This window comes from Mannheimia haemolytica, assembly GCF_004342115.1.
Classification (GTDB): Bacteria; Pseudomonadota; Gammaproteobacteria; order Enterobacterales; family Pasteurellaceae; genus Mannheimia; species Mannheimia haemolytica.
The window spans coordinates 42,142-67,359 of sequence record NZ_SMAC01000008.1 but is presented as its reverse complement, the minus strand read 5'-3'; the positions used below and the strand labels follow the sequence as shown (position 1 = coordinate 67,359).

Genomic DNA, 25,218 nt, shown 5'->3' with positions numbered 1-25,218 from the left:
TGATTCGCCCCTACATTTCATCTATCCAACCATATTTAGCAAACGCTCAGTTTTCCATTTTTCCACGCTGAATACTTTAATGGTTAAAGCGTGAATCGCATTAGTAGTGAAATACTCAGCTAAAGGGGCATAAACAGCTTGCTGTTGTTTTACTTTTGAAAGAGAAGCAATGCTGTCACTTACTACAATAACGCCAAAGTGGGCATTCTCGCCTTGAGCGTGGACTTCTGTTGCATCAGATAATGCTTGTTTTAAAATTTCTTCAATTTGTGATGGATTCATTCTGACTTCCTAAAATATGATTGGTAACTCACTCAAATAATAAATTGCTCAAACCAACCGTCTAAATCGTATAATGCAGCCAAAGTTCTGACAGAATCTGGCGTATTAATCAAACTGTTTGGTATGATTTTATGGTAATGATTCAGTAATTCAGCAAGTAAGGTAAAACCGGCAGAATCAATCCGAGTGATTTCTTTTAAATCCCAATATAGGCTTTGTTTCCCTGTTGGAGATAAAAAAGAAGCACGTTGCTTCCATAAAGGGAGCAACGTGTTACGAGTTAATTCGCCTGATAGTTTCACAAAAAGACTTTCGTTATTTTGCTGAATGTCCCATTGTAATGTTTTTTGAGGCATAACTAAACTACTTATTTTAAAGTGATAGGCTGTTTTGCAGATTGTGCCACTTGTGCAATTAAGGCATCAATCCCTTTTTGACGAATCACACCCGCCCATTCGTTTTGCTTGGTTGCAACCATACTTACTCCTTCAGCGGCCATATCGTATGCTTGCCATTCACCTGTTTTGCTGTTTTTACGCCATTTAAAATCTAATTTGATCGGCTGTGCAGCACCTTTACCTGACACGTTTACACGAATGCTTACGATAGATTTACCATCCACCGATTTCGGGCTTTCAATTTGCACACTTTGATCTTGATACTGGGTTAACACCTGAGCATAAGACTGCTCAACAAATTGACCAAAAGCATTAAAGAATGCCTCTTTTTGTGCATCAGTCGCAGCCGATAAGTTTTTCCCTAACACTAATTGGCCTGCATATTTCACGTGAACGTGTGGCATTAAATCGTTACGCACAATGGTACGCAAATATTCAGGGTTTGATTTAATTTTCGCTTGATTTGCTTTAATATCGCCAAATAATTTATCTGCGGTTTGTTGCATTAATACATAAGGGCTAGTTTCAGCAAATGCGGTGGTTGAAAATAATGCAGAAACTGCCACTAAGCCTGTTACGATAATTTTTTTAATGTTTTTTAACATTATTGATGCTCTCCAAAACTCTAAATTAGAGGTTGTTGTACTTAATTACTCTGCTTTTGGTTCAGCAGAATCACTTGCTTTTTCATCTTCAGTTTTATCTGACTTTTTATCACCATATAAGAACTGACCGATTAAATCTTCTAACACCATTGCAGAATTGGTATCTACAAAAGTATCACCTTCTTTCATCATTGCAGTTTCACCTTCGATTACGAAGCCAACATTTAACGCAACGTATTGCTCGCCTAATAAGCCTGAGGTTTTAATTGAGAGCGAGCTGGTATCGGGAATTTGATTAAAACTTTCATTTACCGCTAATGCCACTTTCGGGGTGTAGGTTTTGTTATCAAGTGAAATATCAGCCACTCGGCCAACTACCACACCGCCAACTTTAATAGGCGCACGAACCTTTAGTCCACCAATATTATCAAAAGTTGCATACAGGGTGTAAGTTTTCTCATTTGAGAAGCCCTGCACATTTGCTACTCTTAAGCCTAAAAAGACAAGAGCTGCAAGCCCAAGTAGTACAAATAAGCCTACCCAAAATTCATATTTAATTGATTGACGCATTGTCTGTTCCTTTCAAAAAATCAACCGCCGAACATTATCGCAGTTAAAATAAAATCTAATCCTAAAATCACCAGTGAGGCATTTACCACCGTTCTTGTGGTCGCTTGGCTGATTCCTTCTGAAGTCGGTACGCAATCGTAGCCGTTAAATAAGGCAATCCAGACCACCGCAAAGGCAAAAATCACACTTTTAATAAAGCCGTTAATTAAATCGCTGGTATTTACCGAGTTTTGCATTACCGACCAAAAACTGCCACCATCAACGCCTTTCCAATCTACCCCGACTAATGAGCCGCCCCAAATTCCGATAGCGGTAAAAATAGCAGCTAACACCGGCATTGAAATCACGCCTGCCCAAAAGCGAGGAGCGATGATACGTCTAAGCGGATCAACCGCCATCATTTCAAGACTGGAAAGTTGCTCTGTGGCTTTCATCAGCCCGATTTCTGCGGTCAATGCCGAACCGGCTCGCCCTGCAAATAATAATGCAGTAACTACAGGACCAAGTTCTCGTAAAAGCGAGAGTGAAACCAAAGTTCCCAAGCTACTTTCGGCGGCAAAATCGACCAATACCACATAGCCTTGTAAGCCTAACACCATTCCGATAAATAAGCCCGACAGCATAATAATTAAGAGCGATTGCACTCCTAACACATAAAGCTGTTTAATCAGTAACGGGGTATGTTTTCTAAATTCAGGTTTACCGATTAATGCTCCCCATAACATAAAAGCGGAACGCCCTAATGTACGGATAAAATTAATCACCACCGCCCCGATAGAGCTAATAAAATTAACCATTAAATAGCTCCTCCGTATAATCTTTTGCTGGATAATGGAACCGCACCGGACCATCAGCTTTACCGGCTAAGAATTGTACCACTTGCGGATCTTCGCTTGCCTGTAAAATTTCCGGTGTACCTTCAGCAATCACTCGTTTATCTGCCACAATATAAGCATAATCGGCAATACTTAATACTTCTTTCACATCGTGAGACACCACAATGGAGGTCAAATTCAATGCCTGATTTAACTCTTTAATCAGCTCGACAATCACACCCATACTAATCGGATCTTGCCCGGTAAACGGCTCATCATACATAATCAGATCCGGATCTAACGCAATCGCTCGAGCAAGGGCGGCACGTCTTGCCATACCGCCGGAAAGTTCGGACGGCATTAAATTTGCCGCACCTCGCAACCCAACCGCCTCGAGCTTCAATAACACCAATTTGCGAATTAGCTCTTCGGGTAAACGGGTACGCTCCCGAATCGGGAAAGCCACATTATCGAAGGTAGAAATATCGGTAAATAACGCCCCCGATTGAAACAACATCCCCATTCGTTGGCGAATTTCATACAACTCTTTGTTATTGGCTTTGCAAATATCTCTGCCATCAAATAAAATTTCGCCCGATTCAGGTAAAATCTGCCCACCGATTAGCCTCAACAGGGTGGTTTTACCAATCCCAGAAGACCCCATAATGGCAGTCACTTTACCTTTCTGCACTTGCAGATTCAGGTTATCGTAAATCACTCGCTCCCCTCGCTTGAAGGTCAAGTTTTTTACTTCAACCAAATTTTCCGTTTTTGTCATCAAATAGGACTCAAATTAATAAAAGTGATATTTATGGTCTATCAAATTTGCCAGAATGTCAAAAAACTTTTAATAATCTGACAAAAATCTGCCTTTACAAGCGGTCAGATTTGCTAAATTTTTTGCAAATCGGCTGAACTGAAAAAGAAAGGTCTTGTCTTAGCCAATACGAGCGTTTTCACTCGTAGATTATAAAAACATAGGATATGAGGAACATTCACAATATGAACAAAACAATGAAAAAATCATTTTTAACTGCATTCATTTTAGGCTCAACCATTGCCGCAATGCCGGCGTATGCAGAAGCAACATTACCCACAGCCGTAAATGGGCAAGCTGTGCCAAGCCTTGCACCAATGCTGGAAAAAGTTCGCCCGGCGGTGGTGAGTATTGCAGTAGAAGGTAAAACCAAAGGCGATAGCCGCCGCAGTCGTGAAATTCCGGAAGAATTTGAATTTTTCTTCGGTCCTCACGCCGATTTATTCGGCAACCGCTCATCAGCTCCACGCAATTTCCGTGGCGTTGGATCAGGTGCAGTCATCAATGCCGAAAAAGGTTATGTGATTACCAATAACCACGTGATCGACAATGCCGATAAAATTACCGTAAAACTTGAAGACGGACGTGAATTTAAAGCTAAATTAGTTGGTGCTGATCCCCTTTCAGATGTGGCGTTAATTCAAGTTGAAGATCCAAAAAACTTAACTGAAATTAAATTCGCCGATTCCGATAAATTACAAGTGGGCGATTTTACAGTTGCAATCGGTAACCCGTTTGGCTTAGGACAAACTGTTACTTCAGGCATCATCTCGGCACTTGGTCGTTCAACCGGTCAATCCGATGAAGGCTATGAAAACTATATTCAAACCGATGCGGCAGTTAACCAAGGTAACTCTGGCGGCCCGTTAATTAACTTAAACGGCGAATTAATCGGAATTAACACCGCTATTATTTCTCCAAGTGGTGGCAATGCCGGTATCGCCTTTGCGATTCCAAGTAATATGGCAAACAGCTTGGTGACTCAAATTATTGAGTTTGGTGAAGTAAAACGTGGAATGTTAGGCATTAAAGGCGGTGAATTGAATGCTGACCTTGCTAAAGAGTTCAATATTTCCACCCAACAAGGGGCATTTGTAAGCGAAGTCTTACCGGATTCTGCTGCTGCTAAAGCCGGCTTTAAAGCAGGTGATGTGATTACTGAAATCAACGGTCAAAAAATCCGTAGTTTCAGCGAATTACGAGCAAAAGTAGCTACTTCAGGTGTAGGTAAAGAGATTGAACTTACTTACCTGCGTGACGGCAAAGAAGCCAAAGCAAAAGTGACCTTACAATCGGATTCTGAAGCCAAAGTTACTGCTTCAAACCTCATTCCGGCATTAAAAGGGGCAGATTTTAACAACTACAATGCCAAAGGCATTAAAGGGGTTGAAATTTCTAACGTAGAAAAAGGCTCGATTGCTGAAATGCGAAGCCTCAAAAAAGGCGATATTATCATCGGCGTGAACCGCCACTCGGTAGAAAACATTGCCGATTTACGCAAAATATTAGAAACCAAGCCATCTGTGGTTGCACTCAATATTGTGCGTGACGGTGCAAATTTCTATGTGATTTTGCAATAAACCTTTTGATCCACTCAAACAAAAGCCGATGACAAAAATCATCGGCTTTTGTTATTGCTGGGAATTTAACATCTGTCGTGCCATTTCCATACTTTGGATAATCGCTCTGCGGTTGATAGAATCATTATTGCTATCTAACACTTTACGCCAATTATCGAGAGCTTGTTGAAAATTGTTATTTAAAAAGCTGTCGGAGGCTAGCAGGAGTAAACTGGCATTTTCATTTTTATCCAACTGTAGGGCTTGCTCGATAATGGCTTGAATTTCAACGGTCATTTTCTGCCCGTTATCGTAATAACGAGCGGTGGCAATCGCCCCCAAAATAGCCGCTCGTTTTCCGAGTAGCTTCTCGGCATTATCGTAGCAAACCAGTGCCGAATCAAAATCATTGCTTAACGCATAAGCCTGCCCTAGTTCGTACCATAAATCACCGTTATTCGGGTTTTCTCGAAGCTGGTTTTGCAGACTCAAAATATAGCGTTCATTTTTCGATGTGCCGTGTGCATCGCTCATCTGTTGTTGAAAATCTTGATGTTGTTGCAAACCTGATTGCACCACTTGATAACGTCCGGAAAGCCCATAGTAAGTCATTGCTAACAACAAAATCGCCACGCAACTCAGGCTTGCGATTTTAGCAAGCGGTCGATTTTGAGCATTATTTTGCAAAACGCTCTGTTCAAATTGCGTTCGTTCAAATTGGTAACGTTGCTCTGCCTCACGCTCAAACTCTTGTCTGACGTCATCTGCAAAATGTTGGGCAAATTTAACCGCTTGTTGGTAGTTTTCTTGGCTTAATTGCTCACGCGTTTTCATTTTTGTTGCCTTTATTTTTGCTAGTTCGCCACAAAATAGCTAGAAATAACAGGCTAAACAAGCCAACCGGCAAGCCCCATAATACCCATGTCTGTGGCGTGAATGGTGGATCGTAATTCACAAAACTGCCGAAACGCTCGGTCATAATGCGGATAATTTCCTCATTACTTTTCCCTTGATTCACCATTTCATACACTTCAATTCGCATATTGTAAGCCGCCGTCGCATTGGATTCGACCAAATTTTGGTTCTGACATTGCAAACATCGCAACGAACGAGCCAGTGAAATCGCCCGTACCCGATCCGCCTCATTTTGAAATTGAAAGGTGTCCACCATTTCAGCTTGAACCGTGCCGACAAATAGCAACAAGCCAAATACAAGCGGTAATATTTTGCGGATTTTTTGCAAAAAGCCGATGGAAATTATGCTATTTCTCATTTCTGAGAGCCTCTAATTTGGGTAGGAAATCCTGTGCAAAATCAGGGTTGTAACCCTTTTGTTGGTAACGCACTACACCGTGTTTATCAATCAAATAACTGGAAGGTGCAGAAGAGACTTTCAGGGTTTGGATCAAAAAGCCTTTTTCGTAATCATCAATAATTAAACTAAACGGATTTCCCCAGTTTTTCAATGCGTTGAGGGCATCATTTGGGCGGTCGCTATAAGTTAAGCCGACAATCGGCACGCCTTTTTGTTTTAGCTCCAACAAAATCGGGAACTCTTTAATGCACCAAGTACACCAGCTCGCCCACACATTGAGAATATAAGGCTCTTTCGGCAAGCTGTTGTTATTTAAATGCGCGTTACTATCAAGTAAGTTCTTGCCTACAAACTCTGGAAACGGCTTGCCCTGCCAATCTTCAGTGGGAGCAAGGGCATCTTTATTCATTAACGGCACAGTCAAAAAGCCAACAATAACTACAAGTAACAGGAGCGGAATAAGTAACAGGATTTTTTTCATTTTTTGTTTTCTCTACGATAACCGAATAATGCCAACAGGGCGGCCATTACCATCATCATACCACCTAACCATAAGGCTTGCACATAAGGCTTATAGTGCAAACGGAAGGCATATTCTAAATTGCCGAACTTATCCCCCATCACAATATAAATATCGTCTAAATTGTGGTGGAAAAGCCCTACTTCTGCCATTGTCATCGTTCTTACATCATAATAGCGTCTTTCCGGTGTGACGGTTGCCAGCAACTGTTCATCTCGGCTGATAGAAAAAACGGCTTGCTCGGCGGTGTAGTTCGGACCGATGAGATCGTGATAATCTTCATATTTAAAGGTATAACCGGCAAGTTCCGCTGCTTGATTCGGCTTTAACCGCACGCCGATTTCATCGCCGTAATAACTGTTCATCATTGCCCCAATCACGCAAACCGCAAAGCCGATATGGGCTAACCGCATCGCAAGCGGTCGAATTTGCCACATTTTTTGCGAATAGGGCAAATGAGTGAGAATAATCCAGATCGCAAGGCTGATAAATATGGTGGGTAACGGCTGCAAAGCAAAATGCTCTCTTTGCGAGATGGAGGCATAAATCAACCCTAACGCTAAACCGACTGCAATCGGCAGCAACCAAAGTTTTACCAATATCTGCTTATTTGAAATCTGTTTCCAGCCCAGCACCACCGCAAAGCCCATTACTATCATTAACAGTAACGCTAGTGGCGTGAATACGCTATTGAAATAGGGGGCCCCCACTGAAATCGATCCCCAATTCATCACTGTGAAGATCATCGGGTAGAAAGTCCCCAGCAATACCACAGAAGCAGCCACACTAAATAAGCCGTTAATCAATAAAAATGCCGTTTCTTTAGAAAGTAAGTTGAAACGCACTTTGCCTTGCCAGAGATTCGCTCGGAATGCAAACAGAGCAAGGGCAATGAAACTTAAGCCGAAGAATAAGATCAGCAGTGCCATTCCTCTGTCGGGATCGACCGCAAAGGCATGAACCGAGGTCAGTACACCCGAACGAACAATAAACGTGCCTAATAGGCTTAAAGCAAAGGCGAAAATGGCAAGTAGAATCGTCCAATAATAGAAAATGCCACGCTGTTGGCTCACAATTAAACTATGCACCAATGCGGTGCCAAGTAGCCAAGGCATTAGGGAGGCATTTTCCACCGGATCCCAAAACCACCAGCCACCCCAGCCGAGTTCGTAATATGCCCACCACGCCCCTAAAATAATGCCGGCGGTGAGAAATCCCCACGAAATCATCGTCCACGGACGAAGCCAACGCATAATCGCAGCGTCCATTCCGCCTGAAACGAGGGCGGCGACAATCATTGCAAAGCTCACCGCAAAGCCGACATAGCCCAAGTAGAGCAAAGGCGGGTGAAAGATGAGCCCAATATCTTGCAACATTGGGTTGAGATCTCGCCCTTCAGGTGGTGGTGGAAAGCCACGTTCAAATGGGCTGGAAACCAATAGAATGAAAAGTAGAAAACCTAGTGCAATTAGCCCTAACATCGCTAAGGTTCGGTTGGCAAACAAGCGGTCAATTTTTTGCGAAAATTTGCAAAATACCGCAGACCAAATCACAAGAGCGGTGAGCCAAAACAGCATTGAACCTTCGTGTCCGCCCCAAGTGGCGGCAAATTTAAAAAAATCGGGGAGCTGGCTGTTGGAATGAGCGGCAACGTAGATAACCGAAAAATCATCGGTTAGAAAAGCATAAGCTAAGGTAGAAAAGGAAAATGTGGTAAAAGCAGCTTGCAAATAAGTGAAAAGCGGAGCCAATGCCAGCCAATGATATTGCTTGCGAACTTCGCCTAGAAGTGCAAAACCAACTTGAAAAATGGCACTAATTGCAGCCAATAAAAGTGAAAAATAGCCGAGTTCCGGTAGCATAAAAAATCCAAAAAATGACCGCTTGTGAATGTAAAAAAAGCCCTCTCCACTTGTGGGAGAGGGACAGATTTTTCTTCGTTCAGAAGAAAAATCAGGGAGAGGGGAATTAAATAATTTTGCTAAAAATAACAATACTCCCTCTCTCTGAAAAATATTTCTGAACGAAATATTTTTCGGTCTCAATACTCGCTACGCTCGCTCCTTCGGAGCCGTTGGCAAAGCCAACGTTCAAATGTAAACATTTGTCCCACAAGGGGAGAGAGTATATCCTAACTTGCAACCGTTAGTTGCCCTGCATAAAGGATAAAGTAACGCAAGCAGAGTACACCGATTAAGTCGAAAACGGAAATTAAGATAATAAATTTCACGTTATGTTTCAAGCGGTGGCTACCAAAAATATTGGCAACAAGCGGAATCGCAATACCGATTAACATTACGCCTATCCAGAACACATTCCCCCAGAAGCCGTTAAGTGCATTGGTTAAAGCGAGCGATTTATCTGCTCCACCGAAGTGTAAGCCCACAAAGAACGCTACAATTAAGCCTAATTCGGTTACCATAATCGGCACTTCAAATTTGTGCATAAAGTGGACTTCGTGGCTTTCACCGGATAACTTGCCTGCGAGTAAAATCACTAGGAAAGTTGCTGCAATACCTGACGATGCCCCTGATGCCAAGAACAATGCCGGTAACACCGGGTTGTTGAGCATTGGATAACTCACTAACGCCGAGAGTAAGAAACCGGTGTAAGCACCAAGTACAGCAGCCAATACGAATAAGATAAATTCAATTGGTTTTAACAGCTTCGCTTCGGCAAAATCGATCAAACCAGAGACCACAGGTAGATACCGAACAATCCAATCTTTAAACATTATGGCGATCCAAACCACCAATACTGCCATATAAAGTTGGAATAACATTACCCCCATCGACATTACTGAGGTAAAGTTATAGTTGAACATTAATTTCCAGAATGTCCAAGGTTTGGTTAAGTGGAAAATCAGTAACAGTAAGCCGATAATGGTTGGTAATGTGCCAAGAATAGCCGCACTACGAATAATCCAGTTTTGGCTTGGTTTTTCCATTTTGACACCGCTATTACGGTAAGCAATCGCTAACTGAACCGCACCTGATGAAATACCAAGTAGGAATAAGTAAATAGCGATAGTGCCATCCCAAACAAGGTTTGGGGTTTGGAAAGGTACATATTCATTCATTATCTATGTTCTCCTTTACCAAATGGAATGTGATATAAATTCGGCTCCGTGCCTAATGCCGTTTTGGTGCGATAAACCGGATTATTTTTCACTTTATGGAAAATATCGCTACTTGGATCATTCATATCACCAAAGGTTAAAGCTTTAGTCGGACAAGCCTCTACACAAGCAGGCTGTTTGCCTTCTGCAAGATTGGTATCTCGGCAAAAGTTACATTTATCCGCCGATTTTTTCTCAGGGTGAATAAAACGTACACGATACGGGCAAACCGCAATACAGTATTGGCAACCGACACACAAATCTGAGTGTACATCAACAATCCCGGTTTCAGGATCGATAAATGAAGCACCGGTCGGGCAAACACTCACACAAGGTGCATTGGTACAGTGTTGGCAAGATTGGCGGAAAAACTCATATTGTACGTTCGGAAACTCACCGAAAGGCTCACTACGGATAATTTCTAAACGAGAAACCCCTTCCGGCACTTTGTTGGTGGTGCGACAAGCGTCCATACAAGCCGTACAGCCGATACAGGCAGTTTCATCGTGAACCATCGCATAGCGGATTTTCTTTTGTTCTTTCTCAGTAGCAAGAGTTATGGAGGTGGCAAGCCCTGTACTTGCCACAACTGCGATAGCACCTGCCCCTGAGACGAAATCTCTACGGGTGCAAGTCATTATTTTGTTCCTTTTGCTTCTGTGGCTTTCATTTCAGGATTTTTAAATTCGCCTGAATGAATTTTGGTATGACAATCCGTACAAAGTTTAATGCGATCTTTTTCAGGAATGTCTTTCATCGGATCTTTTTCCGGGTGAATTTCATGACAGTTGGTACAAGCAATTTTAGTTGCGTGCGTGTCGTGAGCCCAGAATTTTTCACGCAATTTCTCTGCCGTATGGCAAGCAAAACAGACTTGATTTTGCTCATTTACCGAACGTTCAAGTGATGGGTTACTTGCTTTACCGTGTGGGTTAAAACGCATTACGTCTTTTGCCCCTTTGCGGTGGCTTTCAGAAATATTACCGTGGCAACTTACACAAGTGAGTGGCTCTCCATTATTCGGGCTTTTCACATCTTTTTGGAAATGTTTGCCTGCGTGATGGAAAGGCTTACCTGTTGCGTTTGCCGATTCGTGACATTGAGTACAATATTTATTTGGATCACGGCGTGCATCTTGAGCTACTTTTGCATCATCAGCCGTTTCTGATTGCCAAAGAGGTTTTGGCTGCTCAGGCATTAACGCATTCGCACTGGAAATTGCAAAAAAACCTGCAAATACGACCGCTTGTATGAGGGCGACTGCTCGTCCTGCTTTTGAGATTAATTTTTTCATAGTTCACCTCAAGCTACATTATTTTGCTTCTGCTTTTGGTGCTGCTACCGGTTTGTCTGCTTCTTCTGCGGGTAATAAACCTTTAGCACGAGCTTCTTTTTCCCATTGAGGAACCACAGTTTTTAAGAACTCATCTTTTGCTGCTTGCTCTTTAGGAATATCTAAACCAATAGCAAGTTGTGCTTTCTCTTTAGTTGAGATGTCCGGAATCGCCACTGGCGTTGTTACACCGTGTTTCGCTAACACTACACCTAATTTAGCACGGGCATCTGCTGCACGGTCGATACCTGTTGCGATGGTACGTAACATTACATCAGGTGCGTGGAAGTGGTTACCGTGACCTGCCGCAGAGTAATCCCAACGCCATTGAGCGTGACGAATTGCCATTAAGATCTCTTTCATCTCTTCTTGAGTTGCTCCAGCTTCCCAAGCAGCTTTCGCTTCAAAGTGAGCTTTCACTAATTGATCTTCTAAGCGAATCATTGCCTCTTTTACTTCGTGTTTATACTCTTTTACACGTTTTTCCAATGTTTCTTTGCTTTGTTCATGACAAGTTTTACAAGTCGCTTCAAATTGGTCAAACGGATTACCGATTTTGTGGTCAGTATAAACTTTGCCGTCTTTGTCTTTCACTTTTGGCATATGGCAATCAATACAGGTTACACCATTTTTCCCATGTGTACCTTGTGACCAAACTTCAAAATCTGGGTGCTGCGTTTTTAGCATCGGAGCTTTCGATAAAGCATGAGTCCAGTCTGTAAAATTGATTTCATCGTAGTATTTTTCAATGCTATCTACATCTACACCTTTATCCCAAGGGAAAGTTACATCTGTTTTATTTTTGAAATAGTACTCCACATGGCAGTTAGCGCACACAGCAGGGCGTTTACCATGTTTATCTAAATCCTCAAACTTCCAACCAACCGTATTCAATGCACGTAATACGTGAGGACGTGCAACACGTAGTGCAGGTTTACCTTGTTTAAACTCTTCTGATGTCGTGTCATGGCAGTCTGCACAACCTATTGAGTTTACAATTTCAGCACCATATTTCGCCCATTTAGGATCAAAATATCCTCGCTCACCTTTCTCCTCAATTAAGCGTGGAACATCAGGGCCTTTACATGTCCAACAAGCCATAGGTTGTGGACCATCATTTTCATCTTTAGGCGCGCCGGTACGCAAAATATCACGCACATCGGTAACTGCATAAAAGTGACCTCGTGGTTTATTATAATCTTTCGCAAAAGCATAGCCTGCCCACAAAATAACATAACGAGGGTCAGCCTCTAACGCACTTCCTCGATCTGTGGATTTTGCAGTTGACTTCCAAGAATCGTATTGTAGCGGATATTTTTCTGCAAATAGGTGGTTTGCAGACTCAATTTTCACGCCTAATTTTTCATGCTTAACTGCTTTATCTGTTAATGATTCAGTTTTCGCCTCTTCAGCTAAAGCAGTTTGTAAACACCCCAATATTGAAATTGTTGCCACAGCTAGGCTTTTTATTAAAAATTTCATTTTGGCTCTCCCACTCAGGTAAAAATAATTAGATAAAAATAAGAATTTTTCCTATTAAAATTAATAAGATAATCCCTGATATTCAGTTGCGAGAATATGAAATTTAAACCAAGCCGACTATATCAAAATGAAGATTTATTGAATTAAATCAATAAAATTTGCCAAAATACCTCTTAAGTAGTAACTCCTTTCTCTACCTAAATAAAAACGACTTTTATTTGTCCAAATAAATGATGGAATCCTATTTATTTTTACTGAAAATAAAGTTTAAAAAACAGGGAATTTATGTTATCTATATTGCCTGGTTTTAAAATAATAAAAATATTAAGGACACAACATCCATGAATGGAGCAAGATTTATCACCGAGAGTTTAAAAGCTCACGGGGTAACGACACTTTTTGGCTATCCGGGCGGGGCTATTATGCCTACCTATGATGCAATTTATGATTCAGGCTTAGATCATTTACTTTGCCGCAATGAACAAGGTGCTGCAATGGCAGCTATCGGTTATGCCCGTGCAACAGGTAAAGTAGGGGTTTGTATTGCGACCTCCGGCCCTGGGGCAACTAATTTAATCACCGGTTTAGGCGATGCCGCACTTGATTCTATTCCTGTGGTAGCAATTACCGGACAAGTTGCCAGCCATTTAATCGGCACTGATGCCTTCCAAGAAGCTGATGTACTAGGTTTGTCACTCGCTTGCACTAAACACAGTTTTATTGTTCAGAATATTGAGGAGCTCCCTGAAATTTTAGCCCTCGCATTCCAAATTGCACAAAGTGGCAGACCTGGTCCGGTGCTGGTCGATATTCCACGTGATGTGCAACTAGCTCAAACTTCGGCTCTGCCTATCGTTTATCCTAAAGAACCTGCCGATGCACAAGATCCCAACAAATTAGTGGTTGCCAAACAATTATTAGCCACCGCCAAACGCCCGGTACTTTATGTCGGCGGTGGCGTTAGTATGGCTGATGGTGTACAAGCGGTCAGAAATTTTGTAAAAATTGCAAATATTCCGTCTGTTTCTACCTTAAAAGGGTTAGGCACTATCGATCCAACCGATCCGCTCTATATGGGAATGATCGGTATGCACGGCACAAAAGCAGCAAATTACGCGGTACAAGAGTGTGATTTACTCATTGCCTGTGGTGCCCGCTTTGATGACCGTGTTACCGGCAAATTAGACACTTTTGCCCCTCACGCTAAAGTGATTCACATTGATATCGACAATGCGGAAATCAACAAGCTCCGTCAAGCACAAGTTGCCTTAAAAGGGAATTTGATTGAAGCCGTGAATTACTTGGCTCAACCGTTAGATATTGAACCATGGCGTGAAGATGTGCGTAATTTAAAGCAGCAATTTGACTTTCAATATCAAGAAAATAGTGGTGATGGCAATATTGATGCCGTGGCGTTATTACACACGCTTTCACAGCGGAAAGCCAAAAACAGCATCGTCACTACCGATGTAGGGCAGCATCAAATGTGGTCGGCACAACATTTAACTTATCACGATCCGAAAAACTATATCACCTCTGCCGGTTTTGGCTCTATGGGTTTTGGCTTGCCTGCGGCGATTGGGGCAATCAAAGCTCGAGCGGAAGATCAGGTTATTTTAATTACCGGTGATGGCTCGATTATGATGAATATTCAAGAACTCGGCACGCTTAAAAGAGCTGATTTAGCGGTCAAAATCCTATTACTGGATAACCAACGTTTAGGTATGGTTCGCCAATGGCAATCGCTGTTCTTCCACGGGCGACACAGCCAAACCATTTTAGATGATAACCCTGATTTTGTGTTGTTGGCGAAAGCCTTTGATATTGACGGTGAGCGAATTGAGAAAGCGAGCGAAGTGTCAGATGCAATAGACAGAATGCTCAATGCCAAAGGGGCTTACTTACTTCACGTTTGTATTCCACAGGAAGATAACGTTTGGCCACTGGTGCCGCCGGGGGCGTGTAATGCCGATATGTTAGACGATGAGGTATAGGAGAATAAGATGGAAGAATATCAATTAACGCTTAAAGCTAACAAACGCCCTGAAACCTTAGAGCGTATTTTACGGGTTATACGTCACCGTGGTTTTGAGGTGAAATGCTTAAATGTAGAATCAACAGACAGCACCTTTAACCTAAATTTTACATTAGCAAGTAAACGTCCACTCTCTCTTTTAAGCCATCAATTAGAAAAACTGTTTGATATCATTGAAATCAATTAATCAGACTTTTCATTCGCCGTGTAAAAAAATACACGGCTTTTTTATGCTTAAAATTTATCATTCGCTATCCTTTTGATTTTATTCATTTCTTCAAATTTCAACTCTTTTTTTTCACTTATTGCTCTTTATTTTCCCATTCAACAGATCTAACATACTATATATAGTGTTAAATAATGTTAAAAAACACAATATATTGTGTTAATGAATTAGTAATGGAAAATCTCAGATTCAGCTCGGAACAAATTGTTTGGCAAGAAGTGCCGAATGAGACCTCACTTGCTTTTCTGATTACAGGCTGCCCGCTTGGCTGTAAAGGTTGCCATAGTGCGGATAGCTGGAAAGCCTGTCTTGGGAAAGAGCTTAGCAGTGAATATCTCTCTGAACGCCTAAAACGCTACCAAGGCTTAATTAGCTGCGTATTGTTTATGGGCGGAGAATGGGAAGCAGAAAAATTACTGCCGCTGTTGCAACTGGCAAAAAAACAGGGGCTAAACACCTGTCTTTATAGTGGTTTGGAGCAGCACGAAATCGCCGAGACTTTATTACACGAGCTAACCTACTTAAAAACCGGGCGTTGGATTGCCGAACGAGGAGGATTGGAAAGTTTAACCACCAACCAACGCTTTACTGATTTACGCAATAACCAAAATCTTAACCATCTTTTTATTCGAGGAGCTTCAATATGATTCGCTTACAACCGACACAATTAGACGGAAAACTACATTTCATTAACCAATATATTCAAGCCAAAAATGCCGCAGACGGTTCAAAAATGGACGCCAACGCTAACGTCACGCAAAAAAACATAGCGACAATGGAACAGGAGCTAATGAAAGATTTTTTTGTGCAAATCAACCGAGCAAAAGTGAGTGAAAAAATTGCAAAAATTTTTGGAAAAGAAACCGCTTGTGAATATTTACGTCAAATCGAAGCACACGAAATTTACGTACACGATGAAACCAGCCTAAAACCCTACTGCGTTTCAGTCACTATGTACCCTTTCTTGCGTGATGGTTTGACTAAACTCGGCGGCGAATCCAAAGCCCCGAAACATTTAGCCTCATTCTGCGGTTCTTTTATCAATTTTGTCTTTGCAGTCAGTTCTCAGTTTGCCGGTGCAGTCGCCACGGTTGAATTTCTGACCTATTTTGACTATTTTGCCCGCAAAGATTACGGCGATAATTACTTACAGACTCATCGTTCAGATATTGAAAACCACCTGCAGCAGGTTGTGTATAGCATCAACCAACCGGCAGCCGCTCGTGGTTATCAAAGCGTCTTTTGGAATATTTCAGTGTATGACAAATTCTATTTTGAAGCGATGTTTAGCCGTTTTGTTTTTCCTGATTTTGAGAAACCAAATTGGGAAACCACTTCAAAATTACAACTTTTCTTTATGCAATGGTTCAATAAAGAGCGAAGCAAAGCGATTCTCACTTTCCCTGTTGTGACCGCAGCAATGCTTACCGAAAAGGGCAAATGTAAAGATGACGAGTTTGCCAATCAAATGGCAAAAGAGCTATCTCAAGGCAATTCATTCTTTATTTATCAATCAGATAATCCGGATTCCCTTGCTTCTTGCTGCCGCTTGAGAAATGAAATCAGCGATCATAGCTTCTCCTATTCATTAGGGGCTGGAGGTGTTGCGACAGGTTCAATCAATGTAATTACTATTAATATGAACCGTTTGGTGCAAGATAACCGTGATTTAAGCGAAGAAGTCAGCAAGATCCATAAATATCAATACGCTTACCGCAAACTGATGGAAGAGTATTTAGCTGCCGGTATGTTGCCGGTTTACGATGCCGGTTTTATTTCACTGCATAAACAATTCCTAACTATTGGCATTAACGGAATGGCAGAAGCTGCTGAATCACAAGGTTTAACCGTAGGTTACAATCCAGACTATATTGATTTTGTGCAATCTCGGTTAAAAATTATTTTCCAAGCTAACCAAGCAGCCGGTGAAAAGTATGGGGTAAAATTTAATACCGAATTTGTGCCTGCTGAAAATTTAGGGGTCAAAAACGCCAAATGGGACAAAGAGGACGGCTATTTCGTACCACGAGATTGCTACAATTCCTATTTCTATGTGGTAGAAGATGAAGAAATTAATGCTTTGGATAAATTCTTACTGCACGGCAGAGAGCTGATTGAATGGCTGGACGGAGGCTCCGCTCTACACTTGAATTTAGACGAAGCCTTAACCCAAACCGGATATCGCTCCTTGCTGGATACCGCCGCTAAAACCGGCTGCAATTATTTTTGTATTAACGTTAAAATCACGATTTGCAACGAATGTAGCCACATCGACAAACGCACGTTGCACAGTTGTAGCAAATGTGGCTCCGATAATATTGATTACGGCACTCGGGTAATCGGCTATTTAAAACGAGTCTCCGCCTTTAGTTCCGCCCGCCAAAAAGAGCACAGCTTGCGTTTCTATCACCGAGAAGCAGCTTAATTGAAAACTGCAGTTGTAGCCCTTTACAACCGCTTTTTTAGTGATTATATTAAAGCCTCATTTAGTCGGGGTGCTTGCCTAAGGGCAAGCTGAGAAATACCCGTTGAACCTGATGCAGTTAGCACTGACGTAGGAAACTAAAGGCGTAAACCCATCTATTCCCCGTTGGTGTTGGTGCGTTGTTTTTCAATCATATTAAGGAATAAACGATGACCACATCACTCCCCTATCACTCGCATTATTTGCAAAAAATTCGACAAAATCGACCGCTTGTTCACAACATTACCAACATTGTTGCCGCTAATTTTTCTGCCAACGGCTTATTGGCTCTTGGTGCTTCTCCCATTATGGCAGCTGCTATTGAGGAGATGGAATCCGTGCCGGCACTCAGTAACGCCGTGGTGATTAATATCGGCACGCTTATCGGCAAAGAAGTAGAAGCAATGGAGCTTGCTGGCAAAACCGCCAACCGTTTAGGTATTCCGCTCATTCTTGACCCTGTCGGCGTTGGAGCAACACCTTTCCGCCGTCAAACAGTTGAAACCTTAGTCGACCAAATTCACTTCACCGCCATTCGTGGAAATGCGGGGGAACTAGCTACCCTCGCCGGTGTAGAATGGCAAGCCAAAGGCGTTGATGCCGGCGAAGGCTCGCATAATGTGGTTGAAATCGCCCAACAGATTGCCAAACGTTACCAAACCTTAGTCGCAATCAGTGGTGAAACCGATGTGGTAAGCTCTGGCTCACACACAGCTTTATTGCACAACGGCAGCCCGATGTTCCCCAAAATTACCGCTTCAGGCTGTTTATTAAGTGCGGTATGCGGGGCATTCTTAGCCGTTGCCGACAAAGAGCACTATTTCAACGCACTTATTGAGGCTTGCGCCGCTTATGCCGTTGCAGGCGAAGTGGCTGCTCAAGCACTCAAACCAACTCAATACGGGCAATTTGCCGTCAATCTGCTGGATACCCTTGGGGCATTAACGCCTGAAACCGTTGAGCAATATGTGAGGGTTGAATATGTCTAAAACTCACTCAAACCCAACTAAAGTGGCGGTTGCCTCAATGGTCGGCACGGCGATTGAATATTTTGATAACTACATCTACACGATGGCAGCAGTGCTGGTGTTTAATGTGCAGTTTTTTAATAGCGATGATCCGGTTTCCAACCAATTAATGTCGCTTTCCGTACTAGCTCTTGCCTTTTTCACCCGCCCGATGGGGTCGATTTTATTCGGGCATTTCGGCGATAAATACGGACGCAAACAAACTCTGATTGCCTCGCTCTTATTAATGGGCTTATCTACCGTAGCAATCGGGCTTTTGCCTAATTATGCCGCCATTGGCATTTGGGCAACCGTGTTACTCTGCCTCTGTAGAATCGGACAAGGTTTAGGCTTAGGCGGCGAATGGGGCGGAGCTGCTCTCGTTGCCACTGAACACGCCCCGAAACACAAGCGGGCATTTTTTGGTATTTTTCCGCAAATGGGCGCCCCAATCGGCTTGCTGTTGGCAAACGGAGCGTTCTACTTGGTGAATTTAATTTACGGTGAACAAACCTTCTTGGATTGGGCGTGGCGAATTCCGTTTGTCGCTTCTATTGTGATGATCGCCATTGGGCTTTATATCCGAATTAAGATCAGCGAAAGCCCGATTTTCCTTAAAGCGGAACAACAAGGTAAAAACCGCCATACCCCGCTTAAAACTTTGTTTAGCCAACACCTCAAGCCTTTTATGATCGGCGTGCTGATTGCCACCGCCGGCTATGTGTTGTTCTACATTTTAGTTGCTTTCACCCCGATTTTCGTCAAAAGCCCGGTGGCAGTTTCTCAAGCAGGACACGCTACAGGCTTAGGTTTACCGGTAAATCTCTACACCCAATATTTGCTGATTACCTCCGTGATTTTCGGCATTGCGATTTTCTTCTCCGGCATTTATTCAGACAAAATCGGACGCCGTTTACTGCTGTTACTTGCCACAGGAGCAACCGTAGTTTACGGCTTAACAATGCCGTTTTTCCTCGAAAACGGCACACCGACTTCGATCTTTATTTTCCTCACCATTGGAATGATCTTAATCGGCTTAAGCTTCGGCCCGATGGCAGTAATTCTACCCGAACTCTTCCCAACAGAAGTACGTTACACAGGGGCTTCGCTTGCCTACACCGCTGCCGGTATTTTAGGAGCTAGCGTGTTCACTATTATTGCGGTCAAAATCAATGAAAATTTCGGCTTATTCGGTGTAGGCGGCTATTTATCGGTTGCCTCATTACTGAGCTTCTGGGCATTGTGGCAAGTCCACGAAACCAAAGATTTGGAATTAGAGGAGATATAAAAAACCACTCACTTAACGACGGGGCAAGTTACCACCTTGCCCCAAGATGAGGGAATGCAAATTTCCCTCTAATAGACTTCACAACGGATATTTTGCATTTTTTTATAAAAAATAACCGCTTGTAAGCTATACTAAAAACGCTTGTCGGAGTGCCGTAAGGCTGAGATCGCAACAGCGAGATCCGTGGAACCTGTAGGTTAGTACCTGCGTAGGGAACAAGTTTTACCCAAATTCAGATTTTGGGATCATTACCACATCTCTGGCAAGCAAAACCCTAAGCATATTATGAGGATTTTGCGATGTCTAATTATTCAAACTCTCCATACCAACCTAACGTCATTTGGACGGTTGCCGGCTCAGATTCCTGTGCCGGTGCCGGTCTGCAAACCGATTTACATACCTTTCACGATTTTAACCTAGTGGGTTGTTCAGTAGTTACTTCTGTAACGGCTCAACATCCGCACGGTGTGCTGTGTGTAACGCCTGTTGATGATCACACCTTCCGCCAACAGTTTGAAGCCTTGCTGGTTCAAGGCTACCCGAACGCAATCAAAATCGGCTTACTCTGCTCGCAAGCACAAGTAGAGATCTTGTGTGAATATATCCAAAAAATCCGTGCAGAAAGCTCGCATTATTGTTATGTGGTTTACGACCCTGTGGCAGTGGCAAGCAGTGGGCAGGCGTTATCCGACAGTATTTTATTGCCGATAGTGCAACAAAAATTGTATCCGCTGGTGGATTTAATCACTCCAAACGGCACTGAACTCGCTTTATTAAGCGACACAGAAATCCAGACCTTTGGTGATGTGAAAACCGCTAGCCACAAACTGTTTGCACAGGGAATCAAAGCCGTGTTAGCCAAAGGTGGACATTTTGAATGGCTGGGGGAAACGGTAAGAGATTATCTGCTGACTGCAAATGAAATTTATGCCTTTAGTCACGCCCGACAGCAAAGTGTGAATACCCATGGCACAGGTTGCACCTATGCTTCAGCGGTTGGAGCGATGTTGGCAACCGGCTTTGATTTAGCTGATGCCGTCACTGTTGCCACCGCTTATTTGCAAAAAGGCTTATCGGAAAAACAAGGCAGAGGGCAAACTGCTTTAAGTTCACTTTGCCACACCGGCTACCCTGATGATATCGCTTTCTTCCCACAAACCGAGCTGATTTCTGCCCCTCTTAAATTGCCGAAAGAGCCTTTTGCTCCAACGGAATATCAACTTGGGCTTTACCCTGTTGTAGATAGCGTTAAATGGCTTGAACGCTTAATTCTTGTAGGGGTAAAAACCTTGCAAATTAGAATCAAAAATCGACCGCTTGCAGAGATTGAGCAAGAAATTGCCCATTCGGTCGCACTGGCGAAACAGCACAATGTGCGTTTGTTTGTAAATGATTACTGGCAGTTAGCCATGAAGTATCAGGCTTACGGCGTGCATTTAGGGCAGGAGGATTTAGCCACCGCCGATTTAAATGCAATTCAGCAATCTGGGTTACGGCTTGGTGTTTCAACCCACTGCTACTTTGAAATAATGCGGGCATTGGCGGTGAAACCGTCTTATATCGCTTTTGGCCACGTTTTCCCTACTCAAACCAAAGTAATGCCGTCTCAACCACAAGGCTTAACAAATTTAGCCAAATATGTTGCTCTCGTTGCACCGCTTAACATTCCAACTGTGGCGATTGGTGGAATTAATGAGCAAAGCATTGAAAATGTAATGCATACCGGTGTCGGCAGTGCCGCGGTGGTAAGTGCCGTTACCCAAGCAAAAGATTGGCAACAAGCGGTCAAAAACTTAGCAAAATTTGCAAATGGAGGCCGTAATGAATAGAACTCTTAGTACGCTAAACAGTGGTTTGATTTGGGCGGGAGCGGGCATTAGTGCCAGTGCAATCGTGGTTGGCACTTGGATTGCCCCACTTGGCTGGCAACAAGGCTTGCTGGCGATAGTGCTAGGGCATTTATTAGGCGGCATTTTGTTTTTTGCTGCCGGCTTAATTGGGGCGAAAACCGGCAAAAATGCGATGCAAACGGTGCAAATTTCCTTTGGCAGAGGCTCGGTGTTTTTCTCCCTTGCCAATGTGCTACAGCTTGTTGGTTGGACAGCCATTATGATCTATACAGGGGCAGAGATCAGTAATGCCCTTAGCCTTGCCTTATGGGAATATTCGGCTTTCTCGCTTTGGGCAATCGTGCTTGGGTTGCTGATTGTGCTATGGTTATTTACCGGCTCTAATCAGGTCGGAAAATTCAAGTTAGTGACATTGATAGCGATGTTTTTGCTCACCTTATGGCTAAGCATTAAGGTATTGAATGGGCAGGAAAATTTTCCTGTTTCGGGTGAAATGCCGTTTAGCACCGCAGTGGAATTAGCAACTATTATGCCTCTTTCGTGGCTACCTTTGGTATCAGACTATACCGCTAAAGCGAAAAAGCCTTTTGCCGCGACCCTTTCGGCGACCATAGGCTATTTGATCACCAGTGCGTGGATGTATGCGTTAGGTCTGGGTATGGTGCTATTTACCGGGCAAACCGAAATTGCCCCTATGTTACTAATGACAGGAATGAGCCTTATCGGCATTATGGTGATGATTCTTTCGACTGTGACTACCACGTTTCTTGATGCCTATTCCGCCGGTGTCAGTGCCGGCAATATCACGGCAAAATTCAAAGAAACCCCAACCGCCATTCTAGTCACAATCATCGGCACGCTACTGGCAATCAGTTTACCGGTTACCCAATATGAAAATTTCCTGCTGCTGATAGGCTCGGTATTCGCCCCGATGATTGCCGTGCAAATTGCGGATTTCTTTGTGTTAAAACGCCACCAAGCACAGCCTAATGTTGATTGGGTTGCTGCCGGATTATGGCTTGTCGGCTTCGTGCTATACCACCTTCTCTCTTACCACCAAGTGCATTTACTACTCGGCTTAACCATTCCAGTGATGTTAGTGATTTTTCTCAGCACCATTTTTGTGAGGAGGTTCACAAAATAGAAAGATAAGCGGTTCAATTGGAGTGAAAATTTGCTAAAATTGAGTCGCTTGTTTTAAACAATGACTGGGTAGTAACACCACAAGCTCAACTTGCCTACCACACCATTAACGGTAAAGCCGATGAGGAACGGTTAAATCTTTTAGTTGCCCGTGCCGGCGTAAGAGTAGCAAAAGGCTTTGCCTTGAATAATGGTTGGAATCTGCAACCTTATGCGGAAGTAAACGGCATTGCTGAAAAAGGCCAATAGTACGAAAGTGCAAGTAAACCAATATCAGTTTGGAGTTGCCGAAAACAAGGGCAGAGTGCAAGGTTCACTTGGCTTGAGTGCAGGAAACGGTAATCACCGTTTAGGTTTAGAGGCATCAGTTGCTTCAGGTAAGAAACTGAAACAACCATTTAATGTATTAGTAAATTATCGTTATCAATGGTAATTTAAGAGGGCAGGTGAAAACCTGCCCTTAAATTCAATAATTAATCTATCTTCCCACAATTTAAACAGTAAAGATACATCTGTTTCGGATCGTTAAAACGTGAAAGAGTCTCTAGCTGTTGTTGCGGTTGCTTCAACAGCGGTAAATCAAGCCAATTTGCCACGCTAAATTGTAATTGAGCTTTGAAATCACGGGCAAGCGTGCCAAATAAGCTGTCATCTTGCTCCGCAAACCATTGTAAGCCGAACTGTTCGACTTTAGGTTGGTTTTCCGCTTCACGTTTTTGGTTGATCAATTCAGATAACGCATTATATGCCACATTAAAATTGCCCAACTCATCAACCAATCCGTGTTTTAACGCATCAGTTCCCAGCCACACTTGCCCTTGAGCCACTTTATCTACCACCTCTTTTGGCATTTTCCTGCCACGAGAAACCAGCTCTAAAAAACGGTCGTAGCCGTTTTCAATCCCAATTTGCAGCACTTCTGCCTGCTCTTGCGGTAGGCTTTTTAAACCGGCTTGTTGTGCTAGGGCAGAAGTCGCTATGCCGTCTTCGCTCACACCGAGATTTTTAGCGGTTTTTTCAAAAGTTACTGCTAAACCGAAAATACCGATAGAGCCGGTAAGCGTATTCGGGCTAGCAATAATTTTATCGCTGGTAGCCGCAATCCAATAACCGCCCGATGCTGCCATTCCGCCCATTGAAGCAACCACCGGTTTGCCGGCTTGTTGAAAGGCTTCCACTTCTTGGCGAATCAGTTCAGACGCCACAGCACTGCCGCCGGGGCTGTTAATGCGTAGAATTAAGCCTTCCACATTTTTGTCATCTCGAGCTTGTTGCAGTAATTTTACCAGCGTCTCGCTGCCCACATTCATTTCGTCACTTTCACCGCCAGCAATCGCCCCTTCCACATTCACTACCGCAATTTTCGGAGCATTCACTTCTGCAAAGCGGTCGTTTAGTTCAGTCATATAATCTAAAAACTCAATCTGGTTATAACTGCCTTCGCTGTTTTTGCCAAACTGTGCAATCAGTTTATCCCGACTTTCTTGGCTGGACACTAACTGACTAACCCATTTTTGATTTAATGCCAGTTGAGCATCATCTCCTTTAGCTTGTTTATATTTTTCAATGTAATTGGCAGGCGATAAATCCAGTGCTTGCGGTTCAATGTTGCGGTTTTGAGCTAGTGTTGCCACAGTTTGTTGCCAAGTGCCGTTTAACCAGCCTCGGGCATTTTGTTTCGCCTCCTCAGACATATCATCACGCATAAACGGCTCAACCGCCGATTTATAAGTACCGACACGGAAAATATGCGGTTCAGCCTCAATTTTATCGAGCAAGGTTTTGAAATAAGTGTTGGAATAATTTAAGCCTTTTAAATCCACCGCACCGACTTTATTGAGATAAATTTCATCAGCAAAGGAAGCAAGATAATATTGTTTTTGCGAGTAGTCTTCGCCTACTGCAATCACCGGCTTGCCCGATTGTTTGAAGTTGTTGATTTCATTGCCGATAAAATCCAATGAGCTGAAATCAGCACTTTGTAGCTTTTGCAGATCTAACACCAAGCCGGTAATTTTCGGGTCATTTTTAGCGTGGCTAATCGCTTGCACCACATCAAAAGTCGAGATTTTAAACGGCTCGGAACTACCTAATTCCGATTGCACCAAGCGGTAGAAATCAGTGAATTCTTCCCGATTATCTGCTAAATAACCATCTAAATTTAAACGTAACGCCCCTTGATTGAACACCGGCTTTTGCGTGCTGCCAGAAGAGCTGATAAATGCGACCACCGGCACTAATAGCAAAATAAACAGAATAAAAAAGAGATTAATGACACACTCTCTAATACAACGGAAGATTCGGTAAAATGCTTTTAAAATCGTTAACATCGGAAATTCCTAAAAATAAACTCAGTCGGCACAGTATAAAGCAATCGCTAAATGAAGAAAA

26 protein-coding genes and 2 riboswitches are annotated in these 25,218 nt (G+C 42.9%); of the genes, 11 read left to right on the top strand and 15 right to left on the bottom strand.

Going from position 1 to position 25,218, the window contains the following annotated elements; all coding sequences use genetic code 11:
• Window positions 1-21: 21 nt before the first annotated feature.
• Genes EDC41_RS04150 through mlaF form a run of 6 tightly spaced genes read right to left on the bottom strand, consistent with a single transcriptional unit; the run spans window position 22 to window position 3,448 of the window.
• The gene (locus EDC41_RS04150) at window positions 22-282 is read right to left on the bottom strand and encodes a BolA family protein (RefSeq protein WP_006249691.1); all 261 of its coding nucleotides are present in this window, start codon (window positions 280-282) and stop codon (window positions 22-24) included.
• A gap of 32 nt (window positions 283-314) precedes the next feature.
• Window positions 315-638 (bottom strand): STAS domain-containing protein, encoded by a 324-nt coding sequence (locus EDC41_RS04145; protein WP_006249692.1) that lies wholly within the window; start codon window positions 636-638, stop codon window positions 315-317.
• Between the two features lie 11 nt (window positions 639-649).
• The gene (gene mlaC / locus EDC41_RS04140) at window positions 650-1,285 is read right to left on the bottom strand and encodes a phospholipid-binding protein MlaC (protein WP_006249693.1); all 636 of its coding nucleotides are present in this window, start codon (window positions 1,283-1,285) and stop codon (window positions 650-652) included.
• Window positions 1,286-1,330: 45 nt separating this feature from the next.
• Window positions 1,331-1,855 (bottom strand): outer membrane lipid asymmetry maintenance protein MlaD, encoded by a 525-nt coding sequence (gene mlaD / locus EDC41_RS04135; protein WP_006249694.1) that lies wholly within the window; start codon window positions 1,853-1,855, stop codon window positions 1,331-1,333.
• A gap of 20 nt (window positions 1,856-1,875) precedes the next feature.
• Complete coding sequence (gene mlaE / locus EDC41_RS04130) at window positions 1,876-2,652, bottom strand: lipid asymmetry maintenance ABC transporter permease subunit MlaE (protein ID WP_006249695.1); 777 nt, start codon at window positions 2,650-2,652, stop codon at window positions 1,876-1,878.
• Window positions 2,645-3,448: a phospholipid ABC transporter ATP-binding protein MlaF gene (gene mlaF / locus EDC41_RS04125; protein WP_006253227.1), complete on the bottom strand. Its 804-nt coding sequence runs from the start codon at window positions 3,446-3,448 to the stop codon at window positions 2,645-2,647. The genes mlaE and mlaF overlap by 8 nt, the downstream gene beginning before the upstream one ends.
• Window positions 3,449-3,672: 224 nt before the next feature.
• Here mlaF and EDC41_RS04120 point away from each other — a divergent pair, with 224 nt between their 5' ends.
• On the top strand, window positions 3,673-5,067 hold the full coding sequence (locus EDC41_RS04120; protein ID WP_006249698.1) for a Do family serine endopeptidase: 1,395 nt from the start codon (window positions 3,673-3,675) through the stop codon (window positions 5,065-5,067).
• Window positions 5,068-5,118: 51 nt separating this feature from the next.
• On the opposite strand, the gene EDC41_RS04115 is transcribed toward EDC41_RS04120, so the two are convergent.
• The 8 genes from EDC41_RS04115 to nrfA all read right to left on the bottom strand — a co-directional run bounded on the left by EDC41_RS04115 (window position 5,119) and on the right by nrfA (window position 12,814).
• Window positions 5,119-5,880 carry a TPR domain-containing protein gene (locus tag EDC41_RS04115; protein ID WP_006249699.1) on the bottom strand — a complete coding sequence of 254 codons (762 nt, stop codon included), beginning with the start codon at window positions 5,878-5,880 and terminating at the stop codon, window positions 5,119-5,121.
• Window positions 5,867-6,319: a heme lyase NrfEFG subunit NrfF gene (gene nrfF, locus EDC41_RS04110; protein ID WP_006251786.1), complete on the bottom strand. Its 453-nt coding sequence runs from the start codon at window positions 6,317-6,319 to the stop codon at window positions 5,867-5,869. The genes EDC41_RS04115 and nrfF overlap by 14 nt, the downstream gene beginning before the upstream one ends.
• Window positions 6,309-6,842: a redoxin family protein gene (locus EDC41_RS04105; RefSeq protein ID WP_006251785.1), complete on the bottom strand. Its 534-nt coding sequence runs from the start codon at window positions 6,840-6,842 to the stop codon at window positions 6,309-6,311. Before EDC41_RS04105 ends, nrfF begins: the two co-directional genes overlap by 11 nt.
• Window positions 6,839-8,743 (bottom strand): heme lyase NrfEFG subunit NrfE, encoded by a 1,905-nt coding sequence (gene nrfE, locus EDC41_RS04100; RefSeq protein ID WP_006249702.1) that lies wholly within the window; start codon window positions 8,741-8,743, stop codon window positions 6,839-6,841. Before nrfE ends, EDC41_RS04105 begins: the two co-directional genes overlap by 4 nt.
• 269 nt (window positions 8,744-9,012) lie before the next feature.
• On the bottom strand, window positions 9,013-9,960 hold the full coding sequence (gene nrfD, locus EDC41_RS04095; protein WP_006251783.1) for a cytochrome c nitrite reductase subunit NrfD: 948 nt from the start codon (window positions 9,958-9,960) through the stop codon (window positions 9,013-9,015).
• Window positions 9,960-10,637, bottom strand: a complete 678-nt coding sequence (gene nrfC / locus EDC41_RS04090) for a cytochrome c nitrite reductase Fe-S protein (protein WP_006251782.1) — start codon at window positions 10,635-10,637, stop codon at window positions 9,960-9,962. The genes nrfD and nrfC overlap by 1 nt, the downstream gene beginning before the upstream one ends.
• A complete protein-coding gene (nrfB, locus tag EDC41_RS04085) occupies window positions 10,637-11,293 on the bottom strand; it encodes a cytochrome c nitrite reductase pentaheme subunit (RefSeq protein WP_006251781.1) in 657 nt (218 codons plus the stop codon). Before nrfB ends, nrfC begins: the two co-directional genes overlap by 1 nt.
• Before the next feature lie 18 nt (window positions 11,294-11,311).
• Window positions 11,312-12,814, bottom strand: coding sequence for an ammonia-forming nitrite reductase cytochrome c552 subunit (gene nrfA / locus EDC41_RS04080; protein ID WP_006249706.1), 1,503 nt, complete (start codon window positions 12,812-12,814; stop codon window positions 11,312-11,314).
• A gap of 341 nt (window positions 12,815-13,155) precedes the next feature.
• On the opposite strand from nrfA, the gene ilvG reads away from it, so the two are divergent.
• The 10 genes from ilvG to EDC41_RS14010 all read left to right on the top strand — a co-directional run bounded on the left by ilvG (window position 13,156) and on the right by EDC41_RS14010 (window position 23,260).
• Window positions 13,156-14,808 (top strand): acetolactate synthase 2 catalytic subunit, encoded by a 1,653-nt coding sequence (gene ilvG, locus EDC41_RS04075; RefSeq protein ID WP_006251780.1) that lies wholly within the window; start codon window positions 13,156-13,158, stop codon window positions 14,806-14,808.
• 9 nt (window positions 14,809-14,817) lie between these two features.
• On the top strand, window positions 14,818-15,036 hold the full coding sequence (gene ilvM, locus EDC41_RS04070) for an acetolactate synthase 2 small subunit (RefSeq protein ID WP_006251779.1): 219 nt from the start codon (window positions 14,818-14,820) through the stop codon (window positions 15,034-15,036).
• A 212-nt stretch (window positions 15,037-15,248) separates the two neighbouring features.
• Entirely contained in the window at window positions 15,249-15,722 is a 474-nt protein-coding gene (gene nrdG, locus EDC41_RS04065) for an anaerobic ribonucleoside-triphosphate reductase activating protein (protein WP_006249709.1), read from the top strand.
• Window positions 15,719-17,500: an anaerobic ribonucleoside-triphosphate reductase gene (nrdD, locus tag EDC41_RS04060; protein WP_006249710.1), complete on the top strand. Its 1,782-nt coding sequence runs from the start codon at window positions 15,719-15,721 to the stop codon at window positions 17,498-17,500. Before nrdG ends, nrdD begins: the two co-directional genes overlap by 4 nt.
• A 56-nt stretch (window positions 17,501-17,556) precedes the next feature.
• Window positions 17,557-17,653: riboswitch (TPP riboswitch) on the top strand.
• 56 nt (window positions 17,654-17,709) lie between these two features.
• Entirely contained in the window at window positions 17,710-18,528 is an 819-nt protein-coding gene (gene thiM / locus EDC41_RS04055) for a hydroxyethylthiazole kinase (protein ID WP_006249712.1), read from the top strand.
• Complete coding sequence (locus tag EDC41_RS04050) at window positions 18,521-19,834, top strand: MFS transporter (RefSeq protein WP_006249713.1); 1,314 nt, start codon at window positions 18,521-18,523, stop codon at window positions 19,832-19,834. The genes thiM and EDC41_RS04050 overlap by 8 nt, the downstream gene beginning before the upstream one ends.
• Window positions 19,835-19,969: 135 nt before the next feature.
• Window positions 19,970-20,066, top strand: a riboswitch (TPP riboswitch).
• Window positions 20,067-20,133: 67 nt separating this feature from the next.
• Window positions 20,134-21,663 carry a thiamine phosphate synthase gene (thiE, locus tag EDC41_RS04045; protein WP_006251778.1) on the top strand — a complete coding sequence of 510 codons (1,530 nt, stop codon included), beginning with the start codon at window positions 20,134-20,136 and terminating at the stop codon, window positions 21,661-21,663.
• Window positions 21,656-22,828, top strand: a complete 1,173-nt coding sequence (cytX, locus tag EDC41_RS04040) for a putative hydroxymethylpyrimidine transporter CytX (RefSeq protein ID WP_006249715.1) — start codon at window positions 21,656-21,658, stop codon at window positions 22,826-22,828. The genes thiE and cytX overlap by 8 nt, the downstream gene beginning before the upstream one ends.
• Before the next feature lie 38 nt (window positions 22,829-22,866).
• Window positions 22,867-23,076, top strand: coding sequence for an autotransporter outer membrane beta-barrel domain-containing protein (locus tag EDC41_RS14125; protein WP_080542704.1), 210 nt, complete (start codon window positions 22,867-22,869; stop codon window positions 23,074-23,076).
• Window positions 23,057-23,260, top strand: a complete 204-nt coding sequence (locus tag EDC41_RS14010) for an autotransporter outer membrane beta-barrel domain-containing protein (protein WP_006249717.1) — start codon at window positions 23,057-23,059, stop codon at window positions 23,258-23,260. The genes EDC41_RS14125 and EDC41_RS14010 overlap by 20 nt, the downstream gene beginning before the upstream one ends.
• 40 nt (window positions 23,261-23,300) lie before the next feature.
• On the opposite strand, the gene sppA is transcribed toward EDC41_RS14010, so the two are convergent.
• Window positions 23,301-25,157, bottom strand: a complete 1,857-nt coding sequence (gene sppA / locus EDC41_RS04025) for a signal peptide peptidase SppA (protein WP_006249718.1) — start codon at window positions 25,155-25,157, stop codon at window positions 23,301-23,303.
• Between the last annotated feature and the right edge of the window lie 61 nt (window positions 25,158-25,218).